The following is a 23,722-nucleotide window of genomic DNA, read 5'->3' as shown; positions in this document are numbered from 1 at the left end:
TCATCCCGGTCAACAAGCGGCTTTTTTGCGGGTTGATCGCTTTGACCGTGCTGTGCATGAATCGAGCTGAGCCTAGATGCCATTTCAAGTAATTGATAACCAACGTCTTTATCGACAGATTGCCGACCAGTTGCGAGCGTTGATCGACAGCGGAGAATTTCCGCCGGGCAGTCGACTTCCCGCTGAGCGTGAACTCGCCAAACTGTTGGGCGTGAGTCGCGCTTCCGTGCGTGAGGCGATGATTGCCCTGGAGGTGATCGGCCTGGTAGATGTGCGGGTGGGCAACGGCGTGCTGGTGTGTGAACCCGTGCAACCGACAGTCAGCCAGGAACCGGTGATGGCCCAGGCCACCCGGGATCAATGGAAAGAGTTCGATCCGGAACTCAACCTGCACGTCGACTTCAATGCCGAGATTCCACCGTTTTCCCTGCTCCAGGCCCGTCGCCTGATTGAGCCGGAAGCCGCCGCCCTGGCCGCCAAACATGCCACCGACGAAGAGCTGGCGGGGATCCGCGAGGCCTTCGAGCGTAATGTGCAGGACAACCGCGACGGCTCCCATACCCATCCGGGCGATCGCCTGTTTCACATTCGCATCGCCCAGGCCTCGGGCAATCCGGCGTATGCGTTGATGATTGCGCACTTGCTGGGGCATCGTTACGGCAGCATGTTCCAGCGGTTGCAGGCGCATTACACCTCGGACGACATGCCCCATCGCTCGGAAGACGAGCACCGCAAGATCCTCGATGCACTGGAACAGCGAGACGTGGAGGGTGCGCGACAGGCGATGCGCAAGCACCTGGAAGAGGTGGTACGGATTTTCATGCGGGCAGCGCAATGAGCGTTTTCTATGACGCCCGCGGCAATATCTACGGCGTAGTGAGCCCGGAGCATTTACGCAGCAAGGGTATCGACGTGCCGGACCGTGCCGACTTGGCCGCTGGCACCCGAGGTGTTTGGGCATTGGCGGCGATTGCCGCCGAGTGCGGTTGGGATGAGTTGCCGCGCCCGGCAGAGGCCAAGGCGCATCGCTGTGACGGCTTGTTGGTGGGGCCGTTCCAGGCCGCGCCGCCTTTTGACCTGTTGATCGTCAACACCGACGGTTCCCTGGCCGAACGCAGTGGCAATGGCCTGACGATCTTCGCCCAGTCGTTGACCGACCAGGGATTGATGGCGCAAGGCTGTGAGTTGCGGGTGCATCACGACAAGACAGACGCACTGTCGCCGGTGGTTACGCGGGTTGAGCCGGCGGAGTACGAACAGGTGCAAGGCTTTTGGCTGGCGCTGGGGCGTCCCGAGTTCGGGCCTTTGGCGGTAGGGGCTGTTGGTGTGGGCGCGGTCTCGCTTGAGGGAACTGAGGTGAGCCATGTTTCGCCACTGGCTGCGCTCAACCCCGAGTGGAATCACAGCCAGTTTGTGCGTGTGGGCAACCCGCATTGTGTGACGCTGGTACAGGACGCGTCAGCGTTGCCGGACAACGCCCAGCTGCATCGATCAGCCTGGTTCGATCCGCTGAGGGCGATTGCTTTCGCACCACCTGCCGGGGCCGGCCAACCTTGTATTTCCGGGGTCAACCTGCAATGGGTCGCCCGGGATTCAGGCAATCGCGTGATCGCGCGAGTGTTTGAGCGTGGTGAGGGGCCCACGGCGTCCTCCGGGACCAGCGCCAGTGCGGTGGCATGCGCCGCCTGGTCTGTAGGATGGGTGACGGCGGGTCAGGTGGCGGTGGTGATGCCGGGCGGTACCGCACCCGTACGGTTGCAAGCAGAGCCGGGTGAGTTGCTGAGCGTTAGCCTGTTCGGGACTGCGCGGCTGCAGGAAGTTTGAAAAAGGCAGTGGCGGGCTTAATCATCTTTGTCAGCTGTTTCTCTATAAATAAGCAGCTCTGGTGAATGGTGGTGTAAGAGTATTCCCGTTAGTCAGTACTGGCTGTTTAACTGCATTTCTGTATTTATAAAAGACCCTTCCAATATCGGTGTGCGAATCTTCTTTTTTATTTTGAAGCGGCCGAATTTCGCCTGAAATCGCTAGTATTCCTGGGGTTCAGGCACTTTTTATCGGCTTCGAATTGAGTGGCTTTATCTGCGTTTTACGGGAGAAGTTATTTCAGCTCGACAATGAATGGCGGGTAACAACGGATGTTCAATACGCTTGTTTCGTCACGTTTCAAACTGGTCGTTGCAGGAATGAACCAGGCATTTCAGGTGCTGGCTTTTAAAGGCAGCGAAACGATTGACCAGCCTTTTTTTATTGAAGTGCAGTGGGTCAGTGAAAACCCCAGCCTGGATCTGGAGAAGTTACTTCACCAACCGGCCTATCTGGATTTTGGCGAGCCCGGTGAAGGCCTGCACGGGCAAATCTACAGCATTGGCCGGGAAGGCCCGGGGCAGCGGCTGACCCGCTACCACCTCACCCTTGCGCCGCGCGTGGCGTACCTGGCCCATCGTTGCGACCAGCGGATTTTCCAGCAGCGCAGCGTGCCGCAAATTATCGCGGCAGTGCTTGAGCAGCACGGCATCCTTGCTGATGCCTATACCTTCGAACTGGGGCCGGTGGTTTACCCACCGCGTACGTTCTGTGTGCAATACGCGGAAACCGACCTGCACTTTATCCAGCGGCTGTGCGAGGAAGAGGGCATTCACTACCACTTTCGCCACAGTGCAGACGCCCATGTACTGGTGTTGGGTGATGACCAGACGGTGTTTCGTCGTTTGCCGGCGCAACGCTACTGCCCGGCCGGAGGCCCGGCTGCCGAAACGCTGGTGATCCAGCGTTTCGATGTGCGCCTGGCCACGCGCAGTGCTCAGGTTGTTCGGCGTGACTACGACTTCGAACATCCGTCGCTGCGCTTGCAGGAGCAGGCCGGATCTTTCCCGGCACTTGAAGACTATCAATACCCTGCGGGATTCACGGGGCATCTGCGAGGTTCGCAGTTGGCCCGGCGTGGCCTGGAACGTCATCAACGCGACCGTCATCGGGCCCTGGGCCGCAGTGACCAGCCGGCTTTGCGCAGCGGGCATTTCCTGGAACTGCGCGGCCATCCGGACCGCACCTGTAATGACTTGTGGCTGATCACCGGCGTGCGTCACGAAGGCTATCAACCGCAGGTGCTGGAGGAGGCGGTGGTGGATGTCGAGGCATTCCACGGCTATCGCAATCGATTTACCGCAACGCCCTGGCGCGCCGCTTACCGCCCGCCGCTCAAGCACGTCAAACCGCGTATCAGCGGCAGCCAGACCGCAACCGTCACCGGGCCCGAGGGTGAAGACGTGCATTGCGACGCTCACGGCCGGGTGAAAATTCGCTTTCATTGGGACCGCCTGGACCAGCACGACGACAAGAGCAGCTGCTGGGTGCGTGTGGCGTCCGGATGGGCGGGTGACAGCTATGGCGCGGTGATGATCCCGCGTGTGGGCATGGAGGTACTGGTGACGTTCCTGGAAGGTGATCCAGACCGGCCAGTGATCAATGGTTGCCTGCCCAATACCTTGCAGCCTGTTGCCTATCCGTTGCCCCAACACAAGACCCGCAGTGTGCTACGCAGCCGCAGTTCGCCGGGCGGGACGGGGGCCAACGAGCTGCACCTCGAGGACCGCAGCGGCCAGGAACTCATCTACCTGCGCGCCCAACGCGATCTGGAGCAGCAGGTCGGCCACGACAGTCGGCTGGAGGTGGTGGGCGAACGTCGGGAAACCATCCACGGCTTGAGTGCCACCACCCTGGAAGACGAGGAACACCGCAGCATCGCCGGCGACCGCAAGGTTCGGCTTGGGGCTGATGATCACTTGCACGTGCAGGGCAACAGCCAGACCCTTGTCGGCCAGACCCTGGTGATCGAAGCGGGGCAACAGGTCCATCTGAAGGCGGGGGCCAACCTGGTTATCGATGCCGGTGCGCAGTTGAGCTTCAAGGCCGGTGGTGAGCATTTGCTGATTCAGGCTGGCGGGATTTTCAGCAGTCGGCCGATCACGTTGGGCGGTGCGCCTGCCGTGATTCGCACAGCCAACCCAGTTGGACCGGGTGACGTGGCTGCTTCGTCCGCATTTGCAGCGGATGGGCCGAAGGTTTCGGTTATCCAAGGCGTAGTCATGGAGCTGGCCAGAAGACTGGATGCGGACTTCTGTCCAGTGTGCGAGCGCTGCCGTGAAGGCCTGTGCGAATCCACGGGGAGGGCGGCTTGATGGAGATCGCGCCTGGCCAGTGGATGGCTGAACAGCAGCAGGCAGGGCGCCGGCTGTGCCTGGTTCTACAGGGTGAAAGCGATGCGCGTGGGGTACTGCTGGCGACACGCACGGTCGCTGAGTATCGCTGCCTCTATGGTGAAACCGTCGCATCGGAAATGGCAGCGGATGGGCCGATGCTCCTGTTGCTCGACCATGTCAGCGAGCCCGCATTGGTGGGTTTGCTGCAAAACCCCCAGCGTAATTGGGGCTGGTTGGGCAGCCTGGCTGGTGATGATTTATCGGGTGTTACCCGGCACTGGCGCGACAGGTTGGTGGTGGGAACGGCGGGCAGTCAGGCGCTGTACCGCTTCCACGATAACCGCACCTTGGCGCGGGCCTTGGTTCACCTGCCTGCTCGGGACTGGCCTGTTTTTCTCGGGCCGCTGATCGGCGTGTGTTACTGGCAGGGTGAGCGTTGGAGTTGTGTCGATAACCCGGCTCCGGGGGCGTATCCGGTACCCGATCCTGCGCCGTGGCTGGAGGTGCCGAATCCCCAGGCGGGAGTGATTCTGCAAGCCAATATCCTGCGTTACCTGCTGGCCGAGTACAGCGAGGCGTTGAGCGCACTGGTTGAGTTTCAAGACCCGAGAGTCTGGTTGGCGCAGGTGCTGGAGCAAGCGCGGGCCTGGCAATGGGACAGGCCGGAACAGCTGGAGTTTTTGGTGGTGCGGCGGTTGTTGGAAGCCACTGGGGACGTGCTTATTCGATGGCAGCCGATGCGTGGGGAAGTGGCGGAGGATCATTTTCAGCGGGTGGTTGGGGAGTGGCGTCGGGTGGAGCGGGAGCAGCAGGATGCGTAGGGGATTTATGTCGGGCGTGTGGCGAGGGGTATTCGTTTGCAGTGTGCTGGGTGTTTCCGGTTGTGTGATGAAGCCTGCTGATAGTTTCACTTTGGAGGTCGATTTGCCGGCGAATTACAGACTCAGAGGCGATGCAACTTACGTCCCCGGAACAGGTGAGACTTGCACTTTACGATGGCGTCCAGGTGATCTGCCAGAGATCAAGATATTCGACGCTCTTGAGAAGTCGGTGGCGAATCGGGCGAGCTTCGAGTTGCCTCTGACGGAGACGGTGAACGGGTGTCCGTTAGTGCTGCGTTACATGACGTTTGATGTCTATGCGAAGTCGGCTGAGCACTTGTCGGACAGTGGGGGGGATTTTGCGTTTATCGGTGTGCATGATTGGGTTGAACCCCATATGTCTCGAATGCCGGGGGAAGGTACCTTGGAGGTGCCGGGGGCCTGTCAGTGGTTACTCAGGCCGGCAGGGCCAACGCAGGCGACTGATAACGTATTTCAATGCAACCTGGTGGATGCAAGAGGACTGCCGCCAACGACAGCAACGGGTGGTCGTGTGCAGCGTGATGAGTTGAACGGCAAAACAGTGAGGCTCGTGTTTGGGGAAATCTGATGGGGAGCGTACTTATCTTTAACTTTTACTGAATAAGGATATTCAGCGATGGCGCTTACAGAATGGAAACAACCCTTTTTCAGCGGGAAAATGCCGGCTTGTGCAGTGCGTGGATGTTGGCTGAGTTTTTGTCTGGTGGACGAATCAGGTGACGGAAACGCTTATGGGGGTCTTGCGTACAAGGTTTTTGACAGCACAGGTCAACAATATGCAGGTCGTTTGGATGGAAACGGTTTCGCAAAGTTGGACAACCCATATCGAGGGCCTGTGGTTCTGATCTTCGATGCGCCATATGAAATGAGCGGGGATTACTACGCAACGTTGCAAACGCGTGGTTGTTATCCACTGCCTATCACCGAGCTTCAGGTACGAGCCGAACAGACGCGGTTTTCACGTGTAGACGGGGAGCGCGTCGAGCGAAACCCGGCAGGGCGGGAAACAGGCAAATTCTATCAAGTCGAGGTCAGTGACTTGGTCTTGCACACTGCTCATTTGCCTCCCTTGGCGCCCAGAACCCATCGACCACCGCGGCATGCGCTCCGCATGCTGGCTGAACTTGGGTTTGGCCCCCCTCAGCCCAAGCTGACAGGGCTGGTTTTATTTCCTGACCTGCACACTGTGCTGGAGGTAAGGCCGCTGCGTGCGTTACGCCCGTTGTTGTCGATTGAAGACCAGTTCTGTGCCTTGAACCTTTATCAGTTGGCGCTTATGGCTACCTTGAGTTATTGCGATTTTGGGCAGGAACCGTCGACTCCGCCGATGGACCAGGTCAGCTTTCCCATAGAGCCCAGTGTGGGCAATTTTTTTTCCGAACAACTGTCGGGCTATCAGGAGGCTTGGAAGTTCGATTCCGACCAGGTGGAACACTTTTATCCCGTGTATGAAGACGTGCCGTACTCGCAACGATTCGAGGTGTTGCCTTTTGATCCTGAGTTGTATGAGCAAAATCGATCGGAGCAAGGAGAGTCCCCGGCCCACCCAGCGAAGCTGCATTTTTTTGATGACGAGGAGAATGGCACTGATACTCAGGCGTTTATCAGCCATCACGACCATGTGATCCTGATCGCAGTGCGGGGCACTGCAAGCCGTTCCGATGGGCTGAGGGATGCCAATGCTCACCAGGTCGCTTTTGTCGAGGGTGTTGGTAAGGTTCATGAGGGCTTTTATGGCGCGTATCGGGCGATGCGTGATTTTGCGCTGCATTACCTCGACCGGTTCTACATAGGCCAGCGCATCATAATTTGTGGCCATAGTCTCGGCGGCGCCATAGCACTGCTGCTGGCAGAGTCTCTTAGGCGAATTCCAGGTTACGACCGCAACATCCTTCTTTACACCTATGGCGCTCCCCGCGTTGCCGACTCTGAGTTCACTGACGGTGCTTCATCTTTGGTGCATCACCGCATCGTCAATCATAACGACCCGGTACCCAGCGTCCCGGCACCCTGGATGAACACAACTGCCAAACTCTGGATTCCCGGGCTTGTTACCCTGTTCAGCAATCCTGCACCTGCTGGCCTGCTGTTCGCACTTGGGTTGGTGCGGGTGGGCGGGAACGCCTATCAGCATCACGGCTCCCAGCAGCATTTCATGCCGATTGCCTTGCCCGACGGCACACAGTCTTCAATATTGTGGAACCCCGGGTGTGAGTCGATCGAAGAAGCTGCATGCAATCGCGCGATTCAACTCAGCGGTGATATGCCGGACCGGGCCAACCTGATCAAGCAGCTAGTCCAATACAAGCAGCACTTTATGACCGCAAGCTACATCCCGGCAGCCTGGGCGACGTTACGCCGCTGGCAGCAAACCGTGGACGCCGACGGAACACTGGTGACTGCGAGTGAATTTGAGCTGATCGAAAAAGCGCTGATCAGCATGCGGCAACAACTGCGGGAGAAAAAACGAGAACTGGACCGCTATCGACCGACCAATCAGCGTGGTTATGAAGATATCCAGGCCTTGAGCATCGAAGCTGATCGTCTGCAAAGTAGTCGCGACCGCCTGGCAACCCTCCGCTGGCGCCGCCTCCAGGCCCGCGACGTCTACGGCAGCCACGCTTCATCCCCAACCCTGCAATCCAGCCTGAAACGCTGGTTCGCTCACCCGCAAAATCGCGTACTCACCCAAGTGGCGAGCATCCCGCCACAATCGGATGATGGCTGGGGAAAGCCACAAACCCTCGATATAGATTCAATCGTATGAGCCTACAAAAACTCCACCTGCGCCGGCCGGCGTTTCATCAACACTTTGCCCGCTCGAATCGAATACAACGGCAAGCCCTGGCTGCGAATCACTTCATAGTCGCTGTCTGCAGACAGGATCAACAGGTTCGCCGGGCGTCCAGGTTCCAGGCCATAACGATCCCCCAGGGCCATCGCCCGGGCGCTGTTGTCGGTGACCAGGTCGAGGGCACTTTGCAGGTTGCGGTAGCCAAGCATGTGGCAGATATGCAACCCGGCTTCCAGCACCCGCAAAATGTTGCCGTTACCCAAGGGGTACCAAGGGTCGACGATCGAGTCCTGGCCGAAGCAGACGTTCATACCAGCCTCCAGCAGTTCGTTGACCCGGGTCACGCCGCGGCGTTTGGGGAAGGTGTCGAAGCGGCCCTGCAAGTGGATGCTTTCGGTAGGGCAGGAGACAAAGCTGATGCCCGAATGCCCCAGCAGGCGGAAGAGTTTGGCGCAGTAAGCATTGTCGTAGGAGCCCATGGCCGTGGTGTGGCTGGCAGTCACGCGGGCGCCCATGTCACGGCTGCGGGCTTCTTCGGCCAGCACTTCAAGAAAGCGCGAGTGTGGGTCGTCGGTTTCGTCGCAATGCACATCGACCAGGCAACCGGTGCGTTCGGCCAGGTCCATCAGGAACTTCACCGAACTCACCCCTTGGTCACGGGTGTATTCAAAGTGCGGGATGCCGCCGATCACGTCGGCGCCCAGGCGAATGGCCTCTTCCATCAGCTCGCGGCCATTGCGGTAGGACTCGATGCCTTCCTGGGGGAACGCGACGATTTGCAGGTCGATCAGGTGGCCGCTTTCCTCGCGTACTTCAAGCATGGCCTTGAGCGCGGTGAGGTCCGGGTCGGTGACGTCGACATGGGTGCGCACATGCTGGATGCCATGGGCGGCCAGGGTCTGGATGGTTTTTTTGGAGCGGGTCTTGGTGTCTTCCAGGGTGATGGTGGCCTTGCGCTCGCCCCAGCACTCGATGCCTTCAAACAGGGTGCCGCTCATGTTCCAGCGCGGCTCGCCGGCGGTCAGGGTGGCATCGAGGTGAATGTGCGGCTCGACGAAAGGCGGGACCACCAGGTTGCCGGCGGCGTCCAGGTCGTCGGGGCCTGCCAGGGGGGCAGCGCCTTGTTGGGTGATGCTGGCGATCCGGCCGTGTTCCAGGTGCAGATCATGCAGGCCTTCACGGTTGCGCAGGCGGGCGTTGATGATGTGCATGGGCAAGTTCCTCTTGGCAAAAAACAGTCAGGCAGACAGCCGCCAGATCATCAGCGCGATGCCGATGTCCAGGCGGTCATAAGCATTGTCCAGCGTCAGCCCGCACAGGGCTTCGATACGCTGGACGCGGTGCGTCAGGGTGTTGCGGTGAACCGCCAGCCGTTGGGCTGCGGCCACAAGGTTACCATTCTCGTGGAACCAGGCCTCCAGGGTCGGCATCAGGCTTGGGCCATGGTGCAGGTCGTGGCGCAGCAGCGGCCCCAAGCGTTCGTTGAGGAACTGATCGAGCAGGGCGCGATCACGTACGCCACTGAGCAGCTTGAGCACGCCCAACTCATCGTAGACACACAGCCCGGCGCGTTCACTGAACCGTCGCGCAGCGGCCAATGCCTGGCGCGCCTCATCCAGGGCCTGGGCCAGGCGCGCGGGTGGGTGCGCGGCAGCACTCAGGCCGATAAACAGTTTCAACGGTGCCAGGCGCAGATTCAGTGCCTTCAACCAACCCGCCAACAACTGACGGTTGGCCAATGCCGCACCCGCGTCTATCGCAGGCAGCAGCAACGTCCATTGTCCGGCACGCCCCAGCACGGGCGGGCGCGACGGATGCTGCGCAGAAAACTGGCGCAGACGGCGGGTAATCGCATCGTGTTGTCGGGCAAGCTGCGCCTCGACCACTGGCGCCTCACCTTGGGCAAACAGCGCGTCGCTGCCGTCCAGTTGCAACTGGACGAGTTGCCAATGGCCGGCCAGCGGCATGTCCAACTGCGCAGCGCGGTGCAGCAGCAAATCCAGGGATTGATAATCACCGGCCAGCAGGCGCTCCAGCACATCGTGTCGCGAGCGCCCCAACTGCTGCGACTGGATCAACGCCGAACCGATGGCCTGGGTCACCAGTACCATCTTCAACGAGTAAGGCTGTTCGATCAGCGGCATGCCCGCCGCTTGCGCCGCTTCCAGCAAACGCTGGGGAATCGCCTGGATATAGTCCGGCCCCGTGAGGATCACCAGGCCGGCGACCTGGCGCTGACAGGCTTCGTCCAGCAGCACCAACAGATTGGCCTCGTCCCGTGGGTGATTGATACCGGTGACGAACACCAGTTCGCCCCCCAGCACCCATTCGGCAATGCCGCTGTTTTCTGCGACATAGGGCCAGCGCACCGTGTTCTCCAGGCCGGCTTCCCCGGCCCGCAGGCACATCGATTCAAGGCCGGGCAAGGCCAGCACATCGGCGACTGTCAGGCTCATGCCTGGACGTCAGCCAAAGGTGCCCGCACCCGCAATACGCTGGTCAGCACGATGTAGGTCAGGGACGCCGCCACGATCCCCACCAATGGCGCCACCCAGGGTGAATGAAAGGCCAGCACCGTACCCACGGCATAGGCGATCAGCCCTGGCCAGTTGAAGGCCGGCAGGCGTGTATCGGCCAGGCGCGGATAGTGGCCGCGGTAGCGATAGAAGAAATCCGCCATGATCACCCCGCCAATCGGTGGGATCACCGTGCCCAGCAGGATCAGGTAGGGCACCAGCATGTCGTACATGCCCAGCAACGCCAGCAGGGTGCCGATTACCGCACCGGCCAGGGTCACCGTTTTACGGCGCTTGGTGCGCAGCAGGTTGCAGCCGGCGACGGCGAAGTTGTAGATGGTGTTGTCCTGGGTGCTCCAGATATTCAGCAACAGCATCGCCATGGCCGCCATGGCGAAGCCTTGCAGCAGCAACACTTCGACCACGTCGGGCTGCTGGTAGACGATGGCGCCATAGGCACCGATCAACACCATCAAGCCGTTGCCGATAAAGAAGCCGATCAGGCTGGCCAGCACCGCGACCCTGGCCGAGCGTGAGAACCTCGTCCAGTTGGTGGCCTGGGTCGCGCCGCTGACAAAGGTGCCGAACACCAGCGTGATAGCCGTGGACATGTCCAGCTCACCGGTCGGCACCACCGCCAGCAGTCCATCGAGCCCGCCGACCTTGACGGTGGCGACCCACATCGACAGAAACAACAAAATACCCATGGCCGGCACGGCGATGTAGGACAGAATCTCCAACCCGCGATAGCCCACGTAGGCCGTCGCGCAGAACACCATGCCAAACAGCACCATCAGCCCGAGTACGCTGCCCTGGCTCAACTCGAAATACTTGCCCAGTACTACGGCTGCGGTGGCGGTGCCCCAGGCGTACCAGCCGATCTGGGTAAAACCGAGAATCAAGTCGCTGAGTTTGCTGCCCACTTCACCGAAGCAGAAGCGCCCCATCAGCACCGAGTTCAAACCGCTCTTGAACGCGATGTAACCCAGGCCTGCGGCGTAGATACCCAACAGCAGGTTACCCAGGGCCACGACGCCGAGCATCTGGGTAAAGCTGAAGGCCACCCCCAGCTTGCCGCCGGCGAACATGGTCGCGGTAAAAAAGGTAAAGCCCAGCAGCACCATGGCGGTGGAGGCCAGGCCTTTGCGGGCATGCATGGGCACCTCGCTGAGAGGGTAGTCATTGCCCGGTTCGTTCTGCGTCATGTGCCGTTCTCCCTGAATGAGTGACGCAGGCCTATTGCACCCGTCGTGCCAAGTGCCAGGCAGTGACGGGCGCACGGTCAGGACTGTGCAGGTTGCACAGTATTTATAGCCAAACAGGTGAAACACGCAGGCGGGATTGGTCTTTCTGCCCACTCAGGCGCGAAAGCGGTGCAGGGTGATACAAATTGGATCACCCGTTATTCAATCGAACAGGGTGTGAGTGGTCTGCCCGCGATGAAAGGCAAAAGCGGCCTCAAGGTCGCTTTCAATGGTGCGGCCACGGGACAGCGGCGGCAGATCGTCCAGGCTGAAGAAGCCAACTTCGGTGGTTTCGAAACCGGCCGCCGGCGCCAGTTGATCAACCCGTTCGCACAGAAAGTAGAGTTTGTAGAAGTCCCGGATATCCGGCCGGTACAAGCCTTTGGCCTTGTGGGTGACGCTGTACAGCGCCTTGGCCGTGACCGTCAGCCCGGCCTCTTCGCGAATTTCCTTGACGATGTTTTCAGCCGCCGACAAACCAATATCCGCATAACCGCCGGGCAATGCCCAGCAGCCATCCGTGAGTTCGCGGACCAACAGGATCCGGTCACCGTCAATCACTGCGCCCCGCACATCAATCATGGGCGTCGAATAACGTTTGGCAAAATCCGGCACCAGCCCGGTGATGCGCTCCAGCGGTACTTCGCCCAATTGCGCCAGCATGCTGTGGGCAATCTGGGCGATTTCCTCGAGGCGCTCGCGCTCGAAGTCATCGGTGCAGAAGTGCAGCCCCGTGGAGGCCAATGCTTGCAGGCGCTTGGCCTGGGCCAGCCAGGTGTTTTCCATGGGAGCTCCTTCAGTGCGAGGCGGTGAGGTCTTTTTGCATGTAGACCCGACGCAGGCCGTTTTCCTCGGCCCGGTGAGTTTCCACATAGCCTTTGCGGGTGTACAGCGCGATGTTTTCGGTCATCGCTTCATTGGTGTAGAGACGGATGGAGCCATGCCTGGCCTGGCCTTCCGCGAAGCCCAGCAACAGGCGCCCGTAACCCAAGCCCTGGGCACCGGGGTCGACGGCCAGGTTATCCAGCAGCAGGTACTCATCGTGATGAATCAGTACGACAAAGCCGCGGACCTGGCCCGCACTCTCCAGCACATGCACCCGTTCTGCAGCGACCTGCTGGCGATAGTCATCCAGCATCGGCCCTGGCTTGCGCCCGATTCGCTGGATGTAAGGGGAGTAGGCGGCGTGGACGATCGCTTCAATTGCGGCGATATCGTCGCCGGTAGCGGGGCGGATATGGGTTGGCATCGCAGCGCTTCCTGTACAAGAGGCCACGACTGTAAGGGAGTCACCGGCATAAAAAAACCACCGCAAGGGTGGTTTTTTACATCGCCGGCTTATTCGCCGCGATAGATGCAGCCGCTGGTGCAGGTCTCATGGATGCGAATCGCGCTGAGTTCCGGCAACAGCGGTTTCAGTTCATTCCAGATCCACTTGGCCAGCACTTCGCTGGTGGGGTTTTCGAGGCCCGGGATGTCGTTGAGGTAGTTGTGGTCGAGGCGTTCGTAGAGCGGCTTGAAAATCGCCTTGATCTCCGAGAAGTCACGGATCCAGCCGGTGTGCGGGTCGAGGTCGCCGCTGAGGTGGATCGCCACCTTGAACGAATGGCCATGCAGGCGCCCGCATTTGTGGCCTTCCGGAACGTGGGGCAGGCGGTGGGCGGACTCGAAGGTAAACTCTTTGAAGATTTCCACAGGGTTTTTCAGCTCGGTGAGGTGTCTGGCAGGCGGCGAGTTTAACAGTTTGTCGCGGCCGCGCGCATACCGCGTAGCAGCTGTCGAGCCATGGCGAGGCTGCGTTTGCGATTTGTCTGACAAACCGAGGTGCTGCCGACGCAGCCTCGCTTGGGCTCGACAGCTGCTACGGAGAGGGCGCTAGAGAGCCAGCAGGCGTTCGCCCAATTGGCCATTGTCGGCCAGTTGCAGAAACTCATCCCCCAGCCGCTGGCTTTCGCTCATTGCGGTTTGCCAGTACTTGTTGCGGCCCGGGTCATCCCCCATGAAGCGCTTGAAGTCACTGCGGTCCGGCAGTTTGCCGTGGGGCAGGCGGGCCAGGTATTCCTTCGACGGCGCCAGCAGCAGGACATCCTGCAAACCCTGTTGATTGGCGCGGCGCCACGGCAAGCCTTTGTCGAACCAGCCGGGAATGACCCGGTCGGTGAAGTGCGGGTACAGCACGATGTCATCGCCGTGGTAGGGCAGGTCGAGGTGATAGTCCAGCAGGCCGCCATCGCGGTAAGTGCCTTGGCCTGCACCCGGCAGGTCGCGTACGCCTTGCATCACCATGGGGATCGAGCCCGACGCCAGCAAGGCCTGGCGCAGGTTGCCCGGTTCCAGATCAAGGAAGCGCGACGGGAAATCCTTGAGCGCATGCAGCGGTGGCGCCTGGCGTGGATCGTGGACGATCAGCCGTTCGAAGTGCCGGGACAACCGCGCGCGGCCCCTCAGGTTGTCGGCGATCACCGAGGACAACCCCAAACCAAGCCGACCGCGATGATCGTCGGCGAGCAGGCCATGGCTTTTGACCACCATGATGTTCAGCCGGTAGTGCGGGTTGTCGAGCACGCGGGCATCGCGGCCGGCCAGCAAGTCATCGAGCATGCGCACGCAGCTCTGGCTGACTTCGGCCATGGTCACGCCTTTGGCAAAGCTTTGTTCGTTGTACAGCCGGCCCAGGTCGAGCAGGCCTTGCACCGGGTCGGGCAGGCACGCACTGGCAAACCGCCAGGAGCCTATCGAGGCGCCGATCAGCGCACGCTCGCGGGGCGCCCGGGGCAGCCAGTCACCAAACAGCGCCAGGTCCAGACCCTGGATGCCCAGCGCCTTGGGCCCGCCGGCAGCGCCGGGAAGGATGCCGACGTCCGCAGGCGCAAGCCCCTGCTCACGAATGCGTGCAAAAGCGCGTTTACCGGCCTTGAGGGTCAAGGCGGGGAACTTCATATGGATAGCAGTCATACCGGTCTCATTTACCGCGAGCAGGGCAGTATAGAAAATCTTGCCCGGTTGCAGGCAAAGGTCTCGCAGAGAATTGCCATGGTGGCAATTCAGTTTCAGTTAAGTTGGATCCAGTACCGTGAGTCCCGTAGGCAAAATATCCCGAAACGGAGACTCACCATGAAAACCCTCACAGCCTTGATCGCCAGCAGTATCATCGCCCTCACCGCAGGCGTCGCCCAGGCTCGCGACCTGGGGCCGGACGAAGCACTGAAGTTGCGCGACGCTGGTACCATTGTGTCTTTCGAGAAGCTCAACGCCACGGCGTTGGCCAAACATCCCGGCGCCACCGTGCATGAAACCGAGCTTGAAGAGGAATACGGCAAATACCTTTATCAGGTTGAACTGCGCGACGCCCAGGGCGTCGAGTGGGACCTGGAATTGGACGCTGTCACCGGCGCCGTCCTCAAGGATCATCAGGATACGTAATGAAGGTAAATCTACGCACCAGCGTTCAAGTGGCGCTGGTGCTCCTGGCATTTTGCTCAGGCCTGGCCGCTCGGGACCTGGGCCAGGATGAAGCGCTGCGCCTGCGCCAGAAGGGCGTGATCGCGCCGCTTGAGCATCTGCTGGGCCCGGCTTTCGAGCGCTACCCGGGCGCCAAGCTGCTGGACGCCGAGCTTGAAGAGCACAAGGATCGCCCTGTGCGCTATATCTATGAAATCGAACTATTGACGGTGGAAGGCGTGGTGCGCGAGATCGAACTCGATGCCAACACCGGTCAACTGCTCAAAGACAAGGAAGACGACTGATGCGCCTGCTGCTGGTGGAAGACCACGTACCCCTGGCCGATGAGCTGATGGCCGGACTCAATCGCCAAGGCTATGCCGTCGACTGGCTGGCGGACGGGCGCGATGCGGTGTACCAGGGGCGCAGCGAACCCTACGACCTGATCATCCTTGACCTCGGCCTGCCGGGTTTGCCCGGGCTTGAGGTGTTGACGCAATGGCGTGCCGCCGGCCTGGCCACGCCGGTGCTGATCCTCACTGCCCGCGACTCCTGGGCCGAGCGCATCGAAGGGCTCAAGGCCGGGGCCGACGACTACCTCAGCAAACCGTTCCATCCCGAAGAGCTGCACCTGCGTATCCAGGCCTTGCTGCGTCGTTCCCATGGCCACGCCAATCAGCCCACCTTGCAGGCTGCCGGCTTGCACCTGGATGAGGGTCGCCAGTGTGTGATGCGTGATGGCGAGGAGATCCAGCTGACCGCGGCCGAGTTTCGGCTGCTGCGTTACTTCATGCTGCACCCCGAGCAAATCCTTTCAAAAAGTCACCTGGCCGAACATTTGTACGATGGCGAGACCGAGCGTGACTCAAATGTGTTGGAGGTCCACGTCAACCACCTGCGCCGCAAGTTGGGCCGCAGCGTGATCGAGACCCGGCGCGGCCAGGGTTATCGGTTTGGCGCCAGCCCGGCATGAAGTCGATCCAGCGGCGCCTGAGCCTGGGGCTGATCAGTGTGATGGTGATCGTCGGCCTGGTGCTGGCGCAGACCAGCCTGTGGCTGTTCGAAATGGGCCTGCAACGTTACCTGGAGTCCGGCTTGCGCAACGACAGCGAGAACCTGCTGGTGGCGCTGGTGCGCGGGCCGGCGGGTGTGCAACTGGATGAGCAGCGGTTGTCTCCTGCGTACCAGCGTCCGTTTTCCGGGCACTATTTCCGTATCGATTTTGCCGACACCCATTGGCGTTCCCGCTCGCTGTGGGACCAGGAACTGCCGCAGTTGCCCCACGCCGGGCTGAAGGGCAACCTGCAGTTGGGGCCGGAAGGCCAGCAGTTGCTGGTACTGCGTTCGGACTACAAACGGTTTGGCCAGTCGATTTCCATCAGCGTGGCCCAGGACTACACACCCGTCAGAGAAAGCTTTCGGCTGATGCGCCAGATCGGCCTGGTGCTGGGGCTGGCGGCGCTGTTGCTGATCCTGATTCTGCAACGGGTCACCGTGCGCCGCGCCTTGCGCCCGCTGGAGACCGCACGCAACCAGATCGCCCAACTGCAGCAGGGCCAGCGCTCGCAACTGGACACCCAGGTGCCGGTGGAGCTGGAGCCGCTGGTGGCGCAGATCAACCATCTGCTGGCCCACACCGAAGACAGCCTCAAGCGCTCGCGCAATGCCCTGGGCAATCTCGGCCATGCCTTGAAAACCCCGTTGGCGGTGTTGCTGAGCGTGGCATCCAGCGAACAGCTCAAGGACCATCCGCAACTGAGCAAGCTGCTGCGGGAACAGTTGGAGCAGGTGCAGCAACGGCTTAATCGTGAACTCAATCGTGCCCGCCTGGCCGGAGAGACACTGCCGGGTGCCTTGTTCGATTGCGACGGCGAATTACCGGGGTTGCTCGCGACCCTGAACATGATCCACGGCGAACACCTGGATTTGAGTTACCGCGTGCCGCCCGGTTTGCAATTGCCGTGGGACCGCGAAGACCTGCTGGAACTGTTGGGCAACCTGCTGGACAACGCGTGCAAATGGGCGGATGCGGAGATTGTGTTGAGCATCGGCGAAACCCCGGAAGGCTTTCGGTTGGCTGTCGAAGATGACGGGCCGGGGATTCCCGAGAGCCAGCGTGATCAGGTGTTCAGCCGAGGCACGCGGTTGGATGAGCAGACTGACGGGCATGGTCTGGGGCTGGGGATCGTGCGGGATATTGTCGAGGTGTGGGGCGGGGTGCTTCTGTTGCAGGAGAGCGAGCTGGGCGGGTTAAAGGTCATCATCGACCTGCCACGCCGCCATTGAAAACAAACCGTAGCAGCTGTCGAGCCTCGGCGAGGCTGCGTTGCGGTATGCCTGACACACCGCCAACGCAGCCTCGCCAAGGCTCGACAGCTGCTACGGGATACTCGGGCTGATTGCCGGAGTATCCCGCAACTCATCAAACCCTGAACTGATCCATCAGGCCCTGCTGCTGATTCGCCAGGCTGTTCAACGCCTGGCTGACCCGCGCCGATTCATTCGCCTGTTCGGACAACGACTCCGTCACATCCCGAATCGTCGCCACGTTGTTGTTGATCTCCTCGGCCACCGCACTTTGCTCTTCGGCGGCGCTGGCGATCTGCAGGTTCATGTCGCTGATTACCGTTACCGCATCGCCGATCTGGCGCAAGGCGGTCACGGCCTGGCCCACTTGTTCGACGCTGCCCTGGGCCTGGCGATGGCTGTTGCTCATGGAACCGACCACTTCCTGGGTACCGCTTTGCAGTTGCTCGATCACCAGGCGGGTTTCTTCCACCGACTCCTGGGTACGTCGCGCCAGGTTGCGCACTTCATCGGCGACCACCGCAAAACCACGACCGGCTTCACCCGCACGGGCGGCCTCGATAGCGGCGTTCAGTGCCAGCAGGTTGGTCTGCTCGGCGATTGCACGAATCACTTCCAGTACCGAACCGATCTTCTCGCTGTTGGCCGCCAGTCCTTCAACCTGGGCCATCGCGGTGCTCATATCCGCCGCCAGGTGGCCGATGCTGGTGGTGGTGCGGTCGATCACGGTCAAACCTTCACGCGTCGCCTGATCGGCATCGCGGGCAGCCTGGGCGGCTTGCGCGGCACTGCGGGCGACGTCCTGGGCGGTGGCGCTCATCTCGTGGGAGGCGGTGGCCACCTGGTCGACCTGACGGTATTGCTGCTCCATGCCGGCACTGGTTTCAGTGGCGATGGCGGCCGACTGGTCGGCGGTGCCACGGGCGTCCTGCACTGAGCGTTTGACCTGGGCAATGATCGGCTGCAGCTTGTCGAGGAAGCGGTTGAACCAGCCGGCCAATTCGCCGAGTTCGTCGTGTTTGTCGTAGGCCAGGCGGCGGGTCAGGTCACCTTCGCCACTGGCAATGTCTTCCAGCATGCGCGCCACACCGAGGATCGGCCGGGTCACGCTGCGGGCCATCAGCCACACCAGCAACAGGCCGACGATTGCTGCCAGCAGGCCCAGGCTCAGTTCCAGCAGAGTGCCCTTGGCGTTATCGGCGTCCAGTTTGGACTTCAGGGCTTCAGCCGGAGCCACCAGGACTTTTTCCGGAACATCCAGCAACACGCCCCACGGCTTGCCATCGGGGATCGGCTGGAACGGCGCGAGCACCTTGAGTTGGTGGTCGGTGCGCACGCTGCGGGTCTGGGTGCTGGTGGAAAGCGAACTGATCAATTGCGCGCCGTTGGCGGTGTCGACGGCATCCAGGCGCTGGCTGAGTTTGCCGGCGTCCGGACTGTAGCCGGCCAGCAGGCCCACCGGGCTGATGATGCTGACGCTGGTCTGGCCGTCGTAGAGTTTCTGGCTGGCGCCCTGGCTGACGGCTTGCAGGCTGTTGAGGTTGATGTCCACCGACAGCGAGGCGATGACTTTGCCGTTGACCATCAGCGGGAAGACGATGCTGGTCATCAGCACCTTTTGCCCATCGATCACATAGAAGTACGGCTCGATCACGCAGGGCTTGAGTGTGGTGCGCGGGCAGGTGAACCAGGCGTTGGCTTTTTCGCCGCTGGGTCCGACGCTGGTGTCGGACATGTCGCTTTCAGGCAGCGACATTGAAGTCAGCTTGCCCGCAGTCGGCTGGGACCAGTACAGCGCAAAGCGGCCCTTGTCGTTGCTGCCCAGCTCTTGCTGGTTGGCGAACAGTTCGTCCTTGCCATCCAGTGCGTTGGCCTCGAATACCAGGGACAGGCCCAGCAGTTCCGGATTGGCCTGCAGCGCGGCCTTGACCTGGCGGGTCAGGTCTTCGCGCAGGTCGAAGGCATCCAGGAAGCGTTTCTCGGCCTGTTCGCGCAGGAACAACACCTGCCGGGAAAAACCGTGGCCGTATTGATAGGCGTCCATGAACTGCTGGCGAATGCCCAAGGCCTGGACCTCACCCTGGGCTTCGATGCGCGCCTGGGCGGCTTCGTCGAGCATTTCCATACTGGAAGCCTTGACCAGGTCGGAGCTCTGCGCCATGCGGTACAGCGAGAGACCTACCAGCAAGGTCACGATGCCCAGCAGGCAAAGACCGGCCAGCAGGGTAATTTTCCATTGAATGGACAGCTGTCTGAGCGACATGGAGCCTTCCTTAACCTTTCGATACGACAGAGACGATCTGCCTGTATCGGCCGCTCGGAAATTTTCTTTATTCAAACGATCAATTTAAAGCTGTTTGCGACGTCGTGCTTTGACATGCCCGCCCACCTGCTGCAAAGTGCGCGCCCTCTAATAAAACTCCCTTAAAACCTGGTTTGCGGCAGCCGTTCCCGACAGCAGCCCGGGCAGGTGCGTGCTTTTTTCATGTTTTCTGTCTTGAGGTAACGATGATTAATGCAGTAATCGCCGCGGTCGGCACCATGCTGGTGCTCAGCTTGTCCCGCGTGCATGTGGTGATCGCGATCATTGTCGGCGCCCTGGTGGGTGGCCTGACCGGCGGCCTGGGTATCGACGCGACGCTCAAGGCGTTCAACAGCGGCCTGGGTGGCGGTGCGACGGTGGCGTTGTCCTACGCGCTGCTCGGCGCGTTCGCCGTGGCGATTGCCAAATCCGGCCTGGCTCATGCGCTGGCCGATAAAGCCCTGCTGCTGGTGGATCGGCAGGAAGCCACGGGCGGCAGTCACGTCAAATGGCTGCTGATCGGTCTGCTCTGGGTGGTGGCCATCGCCTCGCAGAACATCCTGCCGATCCACATCGCGTTTATCCCGCTGCTGGTACCGCCGCTTTTATATGTGCTGACCAAACTGCAGCTGGACCGCCGTCTCATCGCCTGCGTCATGACCTTCGGCCTGATCACGCCCTACATGTTTCTGCCGGTGGGCTTCGGCAACATCTTCCTGAATCAGATCCTGCTGGCCAACGTGGCCAAGAGCGGTGTCGACATCAGCCAGGTCAATGTCACCCATGCCATGGGCCTACCGGCGCTGGGCATGGTGGTCGGTTTGCTGGTGGCGGTGTTTGTCAGCTACCGCAAGAAGCGTGTGTACGACCTGGAGAAGATCGAGCGAGTCGAGCAGGTGGCGGTGCACTACAACCCGCTGACCCTGCTGGTGGCCGGCCTGGCCATTGCGGCGGCGTTCATTATCCAGCTGTGGCTGGACTCGATGATCATTGGCGCCCTGGCCGGGTTCCTGATCTTTTCGGTGTCGGGCATCGTGCGCTGGCGCGACACCGATGACCTGTTCACCGAAGGCATGAAGATGATGGCGATGATCGGCTTCATCATGATCGCCTCGTCAGGCTTTGCCGAAGTGCTCAAGGCCACCGGTGAAGTGCAGACACTCGTGCAAGCCTCCGCGGCGTTTATCGGCCATAGCCGCGGTGTGGGCGCGCTGCTGATGCTGCTGGTGGGCTTGCTGGTGACCATGGGCATCGGCTCGTCGTTTTCCACGGTGCCGATCCTGGCGGCGATCTTTGTGCCGCTGTGCGTGCAGCTGGGCTTCAGCCCGCTGGCGATCGTGTGCATCGTCGGCACGGCCGGGGCATTGGGTGATGCCGGCTCGCCTGCGTCGGACTCCACCCTGGGCCCGACTTCCGGTTTGAACATCGATGGCCAGCACCACCATATCTGGGACACCGTGGTGCCGACCTTCCTGCACTACAACATTCCGCTGCTGGCGTTTGGCTGGTTTGCCGCGATGACGCTCTGACGGGATTGTCCTACAGATTTATTGTAACTAGCCGTTAACCTCTTGAGTTGTCCCTCAAGAGAGAAGAGCCATGCGTCTGAGTCTAAAGGCCAAAGTACTGTCCCTTGCTGTCCTGCCCGTGTTGTTGTTTGCCGTGATCATCAGCCTGACCACGGTCTGGATCCTCCGGGAGCAGGCCCGTAACGAGGTTGAAGAAACCCGTCAGAACCTGCTCAACGACGCCAAGACCACCTTGCGCGGTTACGTCGAGGTGGCCATGACCACCATCAAGCCGCTGTACGACGCTGCCGCCCAAGGCGATACGGCCGCACGGGCGCAAGTGGTCAAGCTGCTGTCCAACATCAGCTATGGCAAGGACGGTTATTTCTTCGGCTACGACTCCGAGACCATTCGCCTGTTCAAGGGCAACAGCCCGGACGGCGTCGGCAAAAGCTTCAAGGACAACCGCGACACGAACGGCGTCTACGTCAACCGCGACCTGGTGAAAGTCGGCAAGGACGGCACCCACTACCTGCAATACAGCTCGACGCAGCCCGGCCAGACCGAGCTGGTGCCCAAGCTTGGCTACACCGAATACTTGCCCAAGTGGGACATGGTGATCGGTACCTCGGTGAACCTGGATGGCATCGACGCCCAGGTTGCCGAGGTTCAGGCCAAGGTGGAGAAACGCATGGAAGGCGTGGTGCTGAGCATCATCGGCATTGCCGTGGTGGTGCTGTTGGTGATTGCCGCCGTGGGCATGCTGGTGGCCAATACCATCCTGCGGCCGTTGCACCTGATGAAGATCAACCTCGACGACATCGCCGCCGGTGAGGGTGACCTGACCCGCCGCCTGGCCATCACCAGCCAGGACGAGCTTGGCGAACTGGCAGGCTCTTTCAACCGCTTTGTCGACAAGATCCACAGCCTGGTACGCCAGATCACCGAGATGACCTCCCAGCTTACCGGCCTGGTGAGCCAGGTCGCCGAGCAAGCCAACCGCTCGGAAAAGGCCATGGAGCGCCAGCGTCACGAGACCGACCAGGTGGCTACCGCGATCAACGAAATGTCCTCCGCGGCCCATGAAGTGGCGCGCAGTGCCCAAGGCGCAGCCGTCGCTGCGCAGCAAACCGACGCCGAAGGCCAGGCCGCGAAAAAAGTCGTGGATGGCAGCATCGCGCAGATTCACGCGCTGGTGAACGACATCCGCAGCAGCGGCGTGTCCCTGGACAGCTTGCAGCAGGATGTGTCGTCGATTGTCAGCGTGCTTGGTGTGATCCGCTCGATTGCCGAGCAGACCAACTTGCTCGCCCTCAACGCCGCCATTGAAGCCGCGCGGGCAGGGGAGGCAGGCCGTGGGTTTGCCGTGGTCGCCGACGAAGTACGGGCGCTGGCCAGCCGCACCCAGCAAAGCACCCAGGAAATCCAGGGCATGATCGACCGCCTGCAAAAAGGCACCGAGGCCGCCGTGGAATCCATGCGCCGCTCCAGCGATGCCGGCGACGGCACGTCCGCCCAGGCCAACGAAGCCGGAGCGTCCCTGGACACCATGGCGCAACTGATCGGCACCATCAACTCGATGAACGCGCAGATCGCCAGCGCGGCGGAAGAACAAACCGCCGTGGCCGAAGAGATCAACCGCAGCGTGCATCAGATCGCGGTGGCGGTTGACAGCGTGGCCGATGAAACCCAACAGGGTGCCGAGACCTCTCGCAGCCTGGCGGACCTGGGGCAGCGGTTGGGTCAGTTGGTGGGGCAGTTCAGGATTTGATTGCAGGCTTGAGCCATCGGCAACGTCCCGTTGCCGACGGGCTTGGCTGGATTGATCGATCAGGTCAACAGCGCCAAACGTTCCACCGTCTCCGGAAACTTCGACACCAGCCGAATCAAGGTTGCCGCCTGAGCATTGGGTGTGGCCCGGCCTTGCTCCCAATTTTCCAGGGTCCGGGTGTTGGTGCGCAGGTACATCGCAAACACCGAGCGCGACAGATTGAGTTGTTGACGCACAGCGACTACTTCGTCGGCAGTGAGCGGTGCCAGCTTGCTCAACTGCACCTTGTGGCTGCGCAGCGTTACCTTGCCTTCTCGTTCATCTGCCAGCGCGTCGAAGCCTTCGACCAGTTCGGAAAAGATGTCACGTTTCATAAGATTTTCTCGCTTTGATTTCCCTGTCCAGCAGGTGTTTGAGCGCCGTTTTGTGTTGAGCGCTCAGGTCGTCCTGTTCGTGTTTGCCATAAAGGGTGAACAGCCAGAACTGCGTACCGCCCGACCACCAGTAATAGATGACTCGCAGGCCACCCCGTTTGCCCTTGTTGCGTCGCTCGTCGACAAAGCGCACCTTGCGTAACCCGCCGGTTCCCTCTATCACGTTGCCCGCTTGCGGGTTTCTCATCAACTCTTGTTGAAAGCCGTGAAATAACTCATCACTCAGATAATCCCCGCGGTGCCGCTCAAAGGCCGGCAATTCGATAAATAGAGCATCCATGTTCTGTACGTAGCCTGCGTATAGTTTGGTGGCCCATCTGCGGTGGGTCAAGTGACCCTGCTG

22 protein-coding genes and 2 pseudogenes are annotated in these 23,722 nt (G+C 60.9%); 13 read left to right on the top strand and 11 right to left on the bottom strand.

The genetic code is table 11. The features are described 5' to 3' along the window. The first annotated feature begins 76 nt into the window (after positions 1-76). From C0058_RS20610 to C0058_RS20585, 6 genes are all read left to right on the top strand, one after another. Positions 77-838, top strand: coding sequence for a FadR/GntR family transcriptional regulator (locus tag C0058_RS20610; RefSeq protein ID WP_102369450.1), 762 nt, complete (start codon positions 77-79; stop codon positions 836-838). Beyond that, positions 835-1,824: a diaminopimelate epimerase gene (locus C0058_RS20605; protein ID WP_102369449.1), complete on the top strand. Its 990-nt coding sequence runs from the start codon at positions 835-837 to the stop codon at positions 1,822-1,824. The genes C0058_RS20610 and C0058_RS20605 overlap by 4 nt, the downstream gene beginning before the upstream one ends. 311 nt (positions 1,825-2,135) lie before the next feature. Then, complete coding sequence (locus C0058_RS20600) at positions 2,136-4,178, top strand: type VI secretion system tip protein VgrG (RefSeq protein WP_102369448.1); 2,043 nt, start codon at positions 2,136-2,138, stop codon at positions 4,176-4,178. Further along, positions 4,178-5,020 (top strand): DUF4123 domain-containing protein, encoded by an 843-nt coding sequence (locus tag C0058_RS20595; RefSeq protein WP_102369447.1) that lies wholly within the window; start codon positions 4,178-4,180, stop codon positions 5,018-5,020. The genes C0058_RS20600 and C0058_RS20595 overlap by 1 nt, the downstream gene beginning before the upstream one ends. Before the next feature lie 67 nt (positions 5,021-5,087). After that, on the top strand, positions 5,088-5,630 hold the full coding sequence (locus C0058_RS20590; protein WP_158660302.1) for a hypothetical protein: 543 nt from the start codon (positions 5,088-5,090) through the stop codon (positions 5,628-5,630). 48 nt (positions 5,631-5,678) lie between these two features. After that, positions 5,679-7,829: a lipase family protein gene (locus tag C0058_RS20585; protein WP_102369445.1), complete on the top strand. Its 2,151-nt coding sequence runs from the start codon at positions 5,679-5,681 to the stop codon at positions 7,827-7,829. A gap of 2 nt (positions 7,830-7,831) precedes the next feature. Here the strand turns inward: C0058_RS20585 and codA are convergent, their stop codons facing one another. The 7 genes from codA to C0058_RS20550 form a co-directional block, all read right to left on the bottom strand. Further along, positions 7,832-9,067: a cytosine deaminase gene (codA, locus tag C0058_RS20580; protein ID WP_003219538.1), complete on the bottom strand. Its 1,236-nt coding sequence runs from the start codon at positions 9,065-9,067 to the stop codon at positions 7,832-7,834. A gap of 27 nt (positions 9,068-9,094) precedes the next feature. After that, complete coding sequence (locus C0058_RS20575; protein WP_102369444.1) at positions 9,095-10,312, bottom strand: PucR family transcriptional regulator ligand-binding domain-containing protein; 1,218 nt, start codon at positions 10,310-10,312, stop codon at positions 9,095-9,097. Then, positions 10,309-11,577, bottom strand: a complete 1,269-nt coding sequence (gene codB / locus C0058_RS20570; protein ID WP_003219542.1) for a cytosine permease — start codon at positions 11,575-11,577, stop codon at positions 10,309-10,311. The genes C0058_RS20575 and codB overlap by 4 nt, the downstream gene beginning before the upstream one ends. Before the next feature lie 201 nt (positions 11,578-11,778). After that, the gene (locus C0058_RS20565) at positions 11,779-12,402 is read right to left on the bottom strand and encodes an NUDIX hydrolase (protein ID WP_008432778.1); all 624 of its coding nucleotides are present in this window, start codon (positions 12,400-12,402) and stop codon (positions 11,779-11,781) included. A gap of 10 nt (positions 12,403-12,412) precedes the next feature. Next, complete coding sequence (locus tag C0058_RS20560; protein WP_102369443.1) at positions 12,413-12,865, bottom strand: GNAT family N-acetyltransferase; 453 nt, start codon at positions 12,863-12,865, stop codon at positions 12,413-12,415. Positions 12,866-12,954: 89 nt separating this feature from the next. Beyond that, positions 12,955-13,311, bottom strand: coding sequence for a 6-carboxytetrahydropterin synthase QueD (gene queD, locus C0058_RS20555; RefSeq protein WP_003190259.1), 357 nt, complete (start codon positions 13,309-13,311; stop codon positions 12,955-12,957). 180 nt (positions 13,312-13,491) lie between these two features. Continuing rightward, entirely contained in the window at positions 13,492-14,571 is a 1,080-nt protein-coding gene (locus tag C0058_RS20550; RefSeq protein WP_102369442.1) for a hypothetical protein, read from the bottom strand. Between the two features lie 159 nt (positions 14,572-14,730). Here C0058_RS20550 and C0058_RS20545 point away from each other — a divergent pair, with 159 nt between their 5' ends. The 4 genes from C0058_RS20545 to C0058_RS20530 are packed head-to-tail and all read left to right on the top strand — an operon-like array spanning position 14,731 to position 17,343. Beyond that, on the top strand, positions 14,731-15,039 hold the full coding sequence (locus C0058_RS20545; protein WP_003219548.1) for a PepSY domain-containing protein: 309 nt from the start codon (positions 14,731-14,733) through the stop codon (positions 15,037-15,039). After that, positions 15,039-15,362, top strand: coding sequence for a PepSY domain-containing protein (locus C0058_RS20540; protein WP_102369441.1), 324 nt, complete (start codon positions 15,039-15,041; stop codon positions 15,360-15,362). The genes C0058_RS20545 and C0058_RS20540 overlap by 1 nt, the downstream gene beginning before the upstream one ends. Beyond that, a complete protein-coding gene (locus tag C0058_RS20535) occupies positions 15,362-16,030 on the top strand; it encodes a response regulator transcription factor (protein ID WP_003219550.1) in 669 nt (222 codons plus the stop codon). Before C0058_RS20540 ends, C0058_RS20535 begins: the two co-directional genes overlap by 1 nt. Beyond that, a complete protein-coding gene (locus C0058_RS20530) occupies positions 16,027-17,343 on the top strand; it encodes a sensor histidine kinase (RefSeq protein ID WP_008432791.1) in 1,317 nt (438 codons plus the stop codon). Before C0058_RS20535 ends, C0058_RS20530 begins: the two co-directional genes overlap by 4 nt. 136 nt (positions 17,344-17,479) lie before the next feature. Here the strand turns inward: C0058_RS20530 and C0058_RS33285 are convergent, their stop codons facing one another. Next, positions 17,480-18,235 carry a methyl-accepting chemotaxis protein gene (locus C0058_RS33285; RefSeq protein WP_371136007.1) on the bottom strand — a complete coding sequence of 252 codons (756 nt, stop codon included), beginning with the start codon at positions 18,233-18,235 and terminating at the stop codon, positions 17,480-17,482. Positions 18,236-18,337: 102 nt separating this feature from the next. Next, a pseudogene (locus C0058_RS33280) lies at positions 18,338-18,484 on the bottom strand (HAMP domain-containing protein); the annotation flags it as partial. Positions 18,485-19,875: 1,391 nt separating this feature from the next. On the opposite strand from C0058_RS33280, the gene C0058_RS20520 reads away from it, so the two are divergent. The 3 genes and pseudogenes from C0058_RS20520 to C0058_RS33270 all read left to right on the top strand — a co-directional run bounded on the left by C0058_RS20520 (position 19,876) and on the right by C0058_RS33270 (position 22,945). Further along, a complete protein-coding gene (locus C0058_RS20520) occupies positions 19,876-21,195 on the top strand; it encodes a Na+/H+ antiporter family protein (protein ID WP_161635727.1) in 1,320 nt (439 codons plus the stop codon). A gap of 70 nt (positions 21,196-21,265) precedes the next feature. Then, positions 21,266-22,087 (top strand): annotated as a pseudogene (locus C0058_RS33275) (cache domain-containing protein); the annotation flags it as partial. 36 nt (positions 22,088-22,123) lie between these two features. Continuing rightward, positions 22,124-22,945, top strand: coding sequence for a methyl-accepting chemotaxis protein (locus C0058_RS33270; RefSeq protein WP_371316601.1), 822 nt, complete (start codon positions 22,124-22,126; stop codon positions 22,943-22,945). 59 nt (positions 22,946-23,004) lie between these two features. Here the strand turns inward: C0058_RS33270 and C0058_RS20510 are convergent, their stop codons facing one another. After that, entirely contained in the window at positions 23,005-23,319 is a 315-nt protein-coding gene (locus C0058_RS20510; protein WP_003219555.1) for a DNA-binding transcriptional regulator, read from the bottom strand. Further along, entirely contained in the window at positions 23,309-23,659 is a 351-nt protein-coding gene (locus C0058_RS20505) for a toxin (RefSeq protein WP_102370286.1), read from the bottom strand. Before C0058_RS20505 ends, C0058_RS20510 begins: the two co-directional genes overlap by 11 nt. Positions 23,660-23,722 lie beyond the last annotated feature (63 nt).

This window comes from Pseudomonas sp. NC02 (genome assembly GCF_002874965.1).
GTDB lineage: Bacteria > Pseudomonadota > Gammaproteobacteria > Pseudomonadales > Pseudomonadaceae > Aquipseudomonas.
The sequence above is the reverse complement of the archived record's forward strand: the minus strand, read 5'-3'. Positions and strand labels throughout refer to the sequence as shown.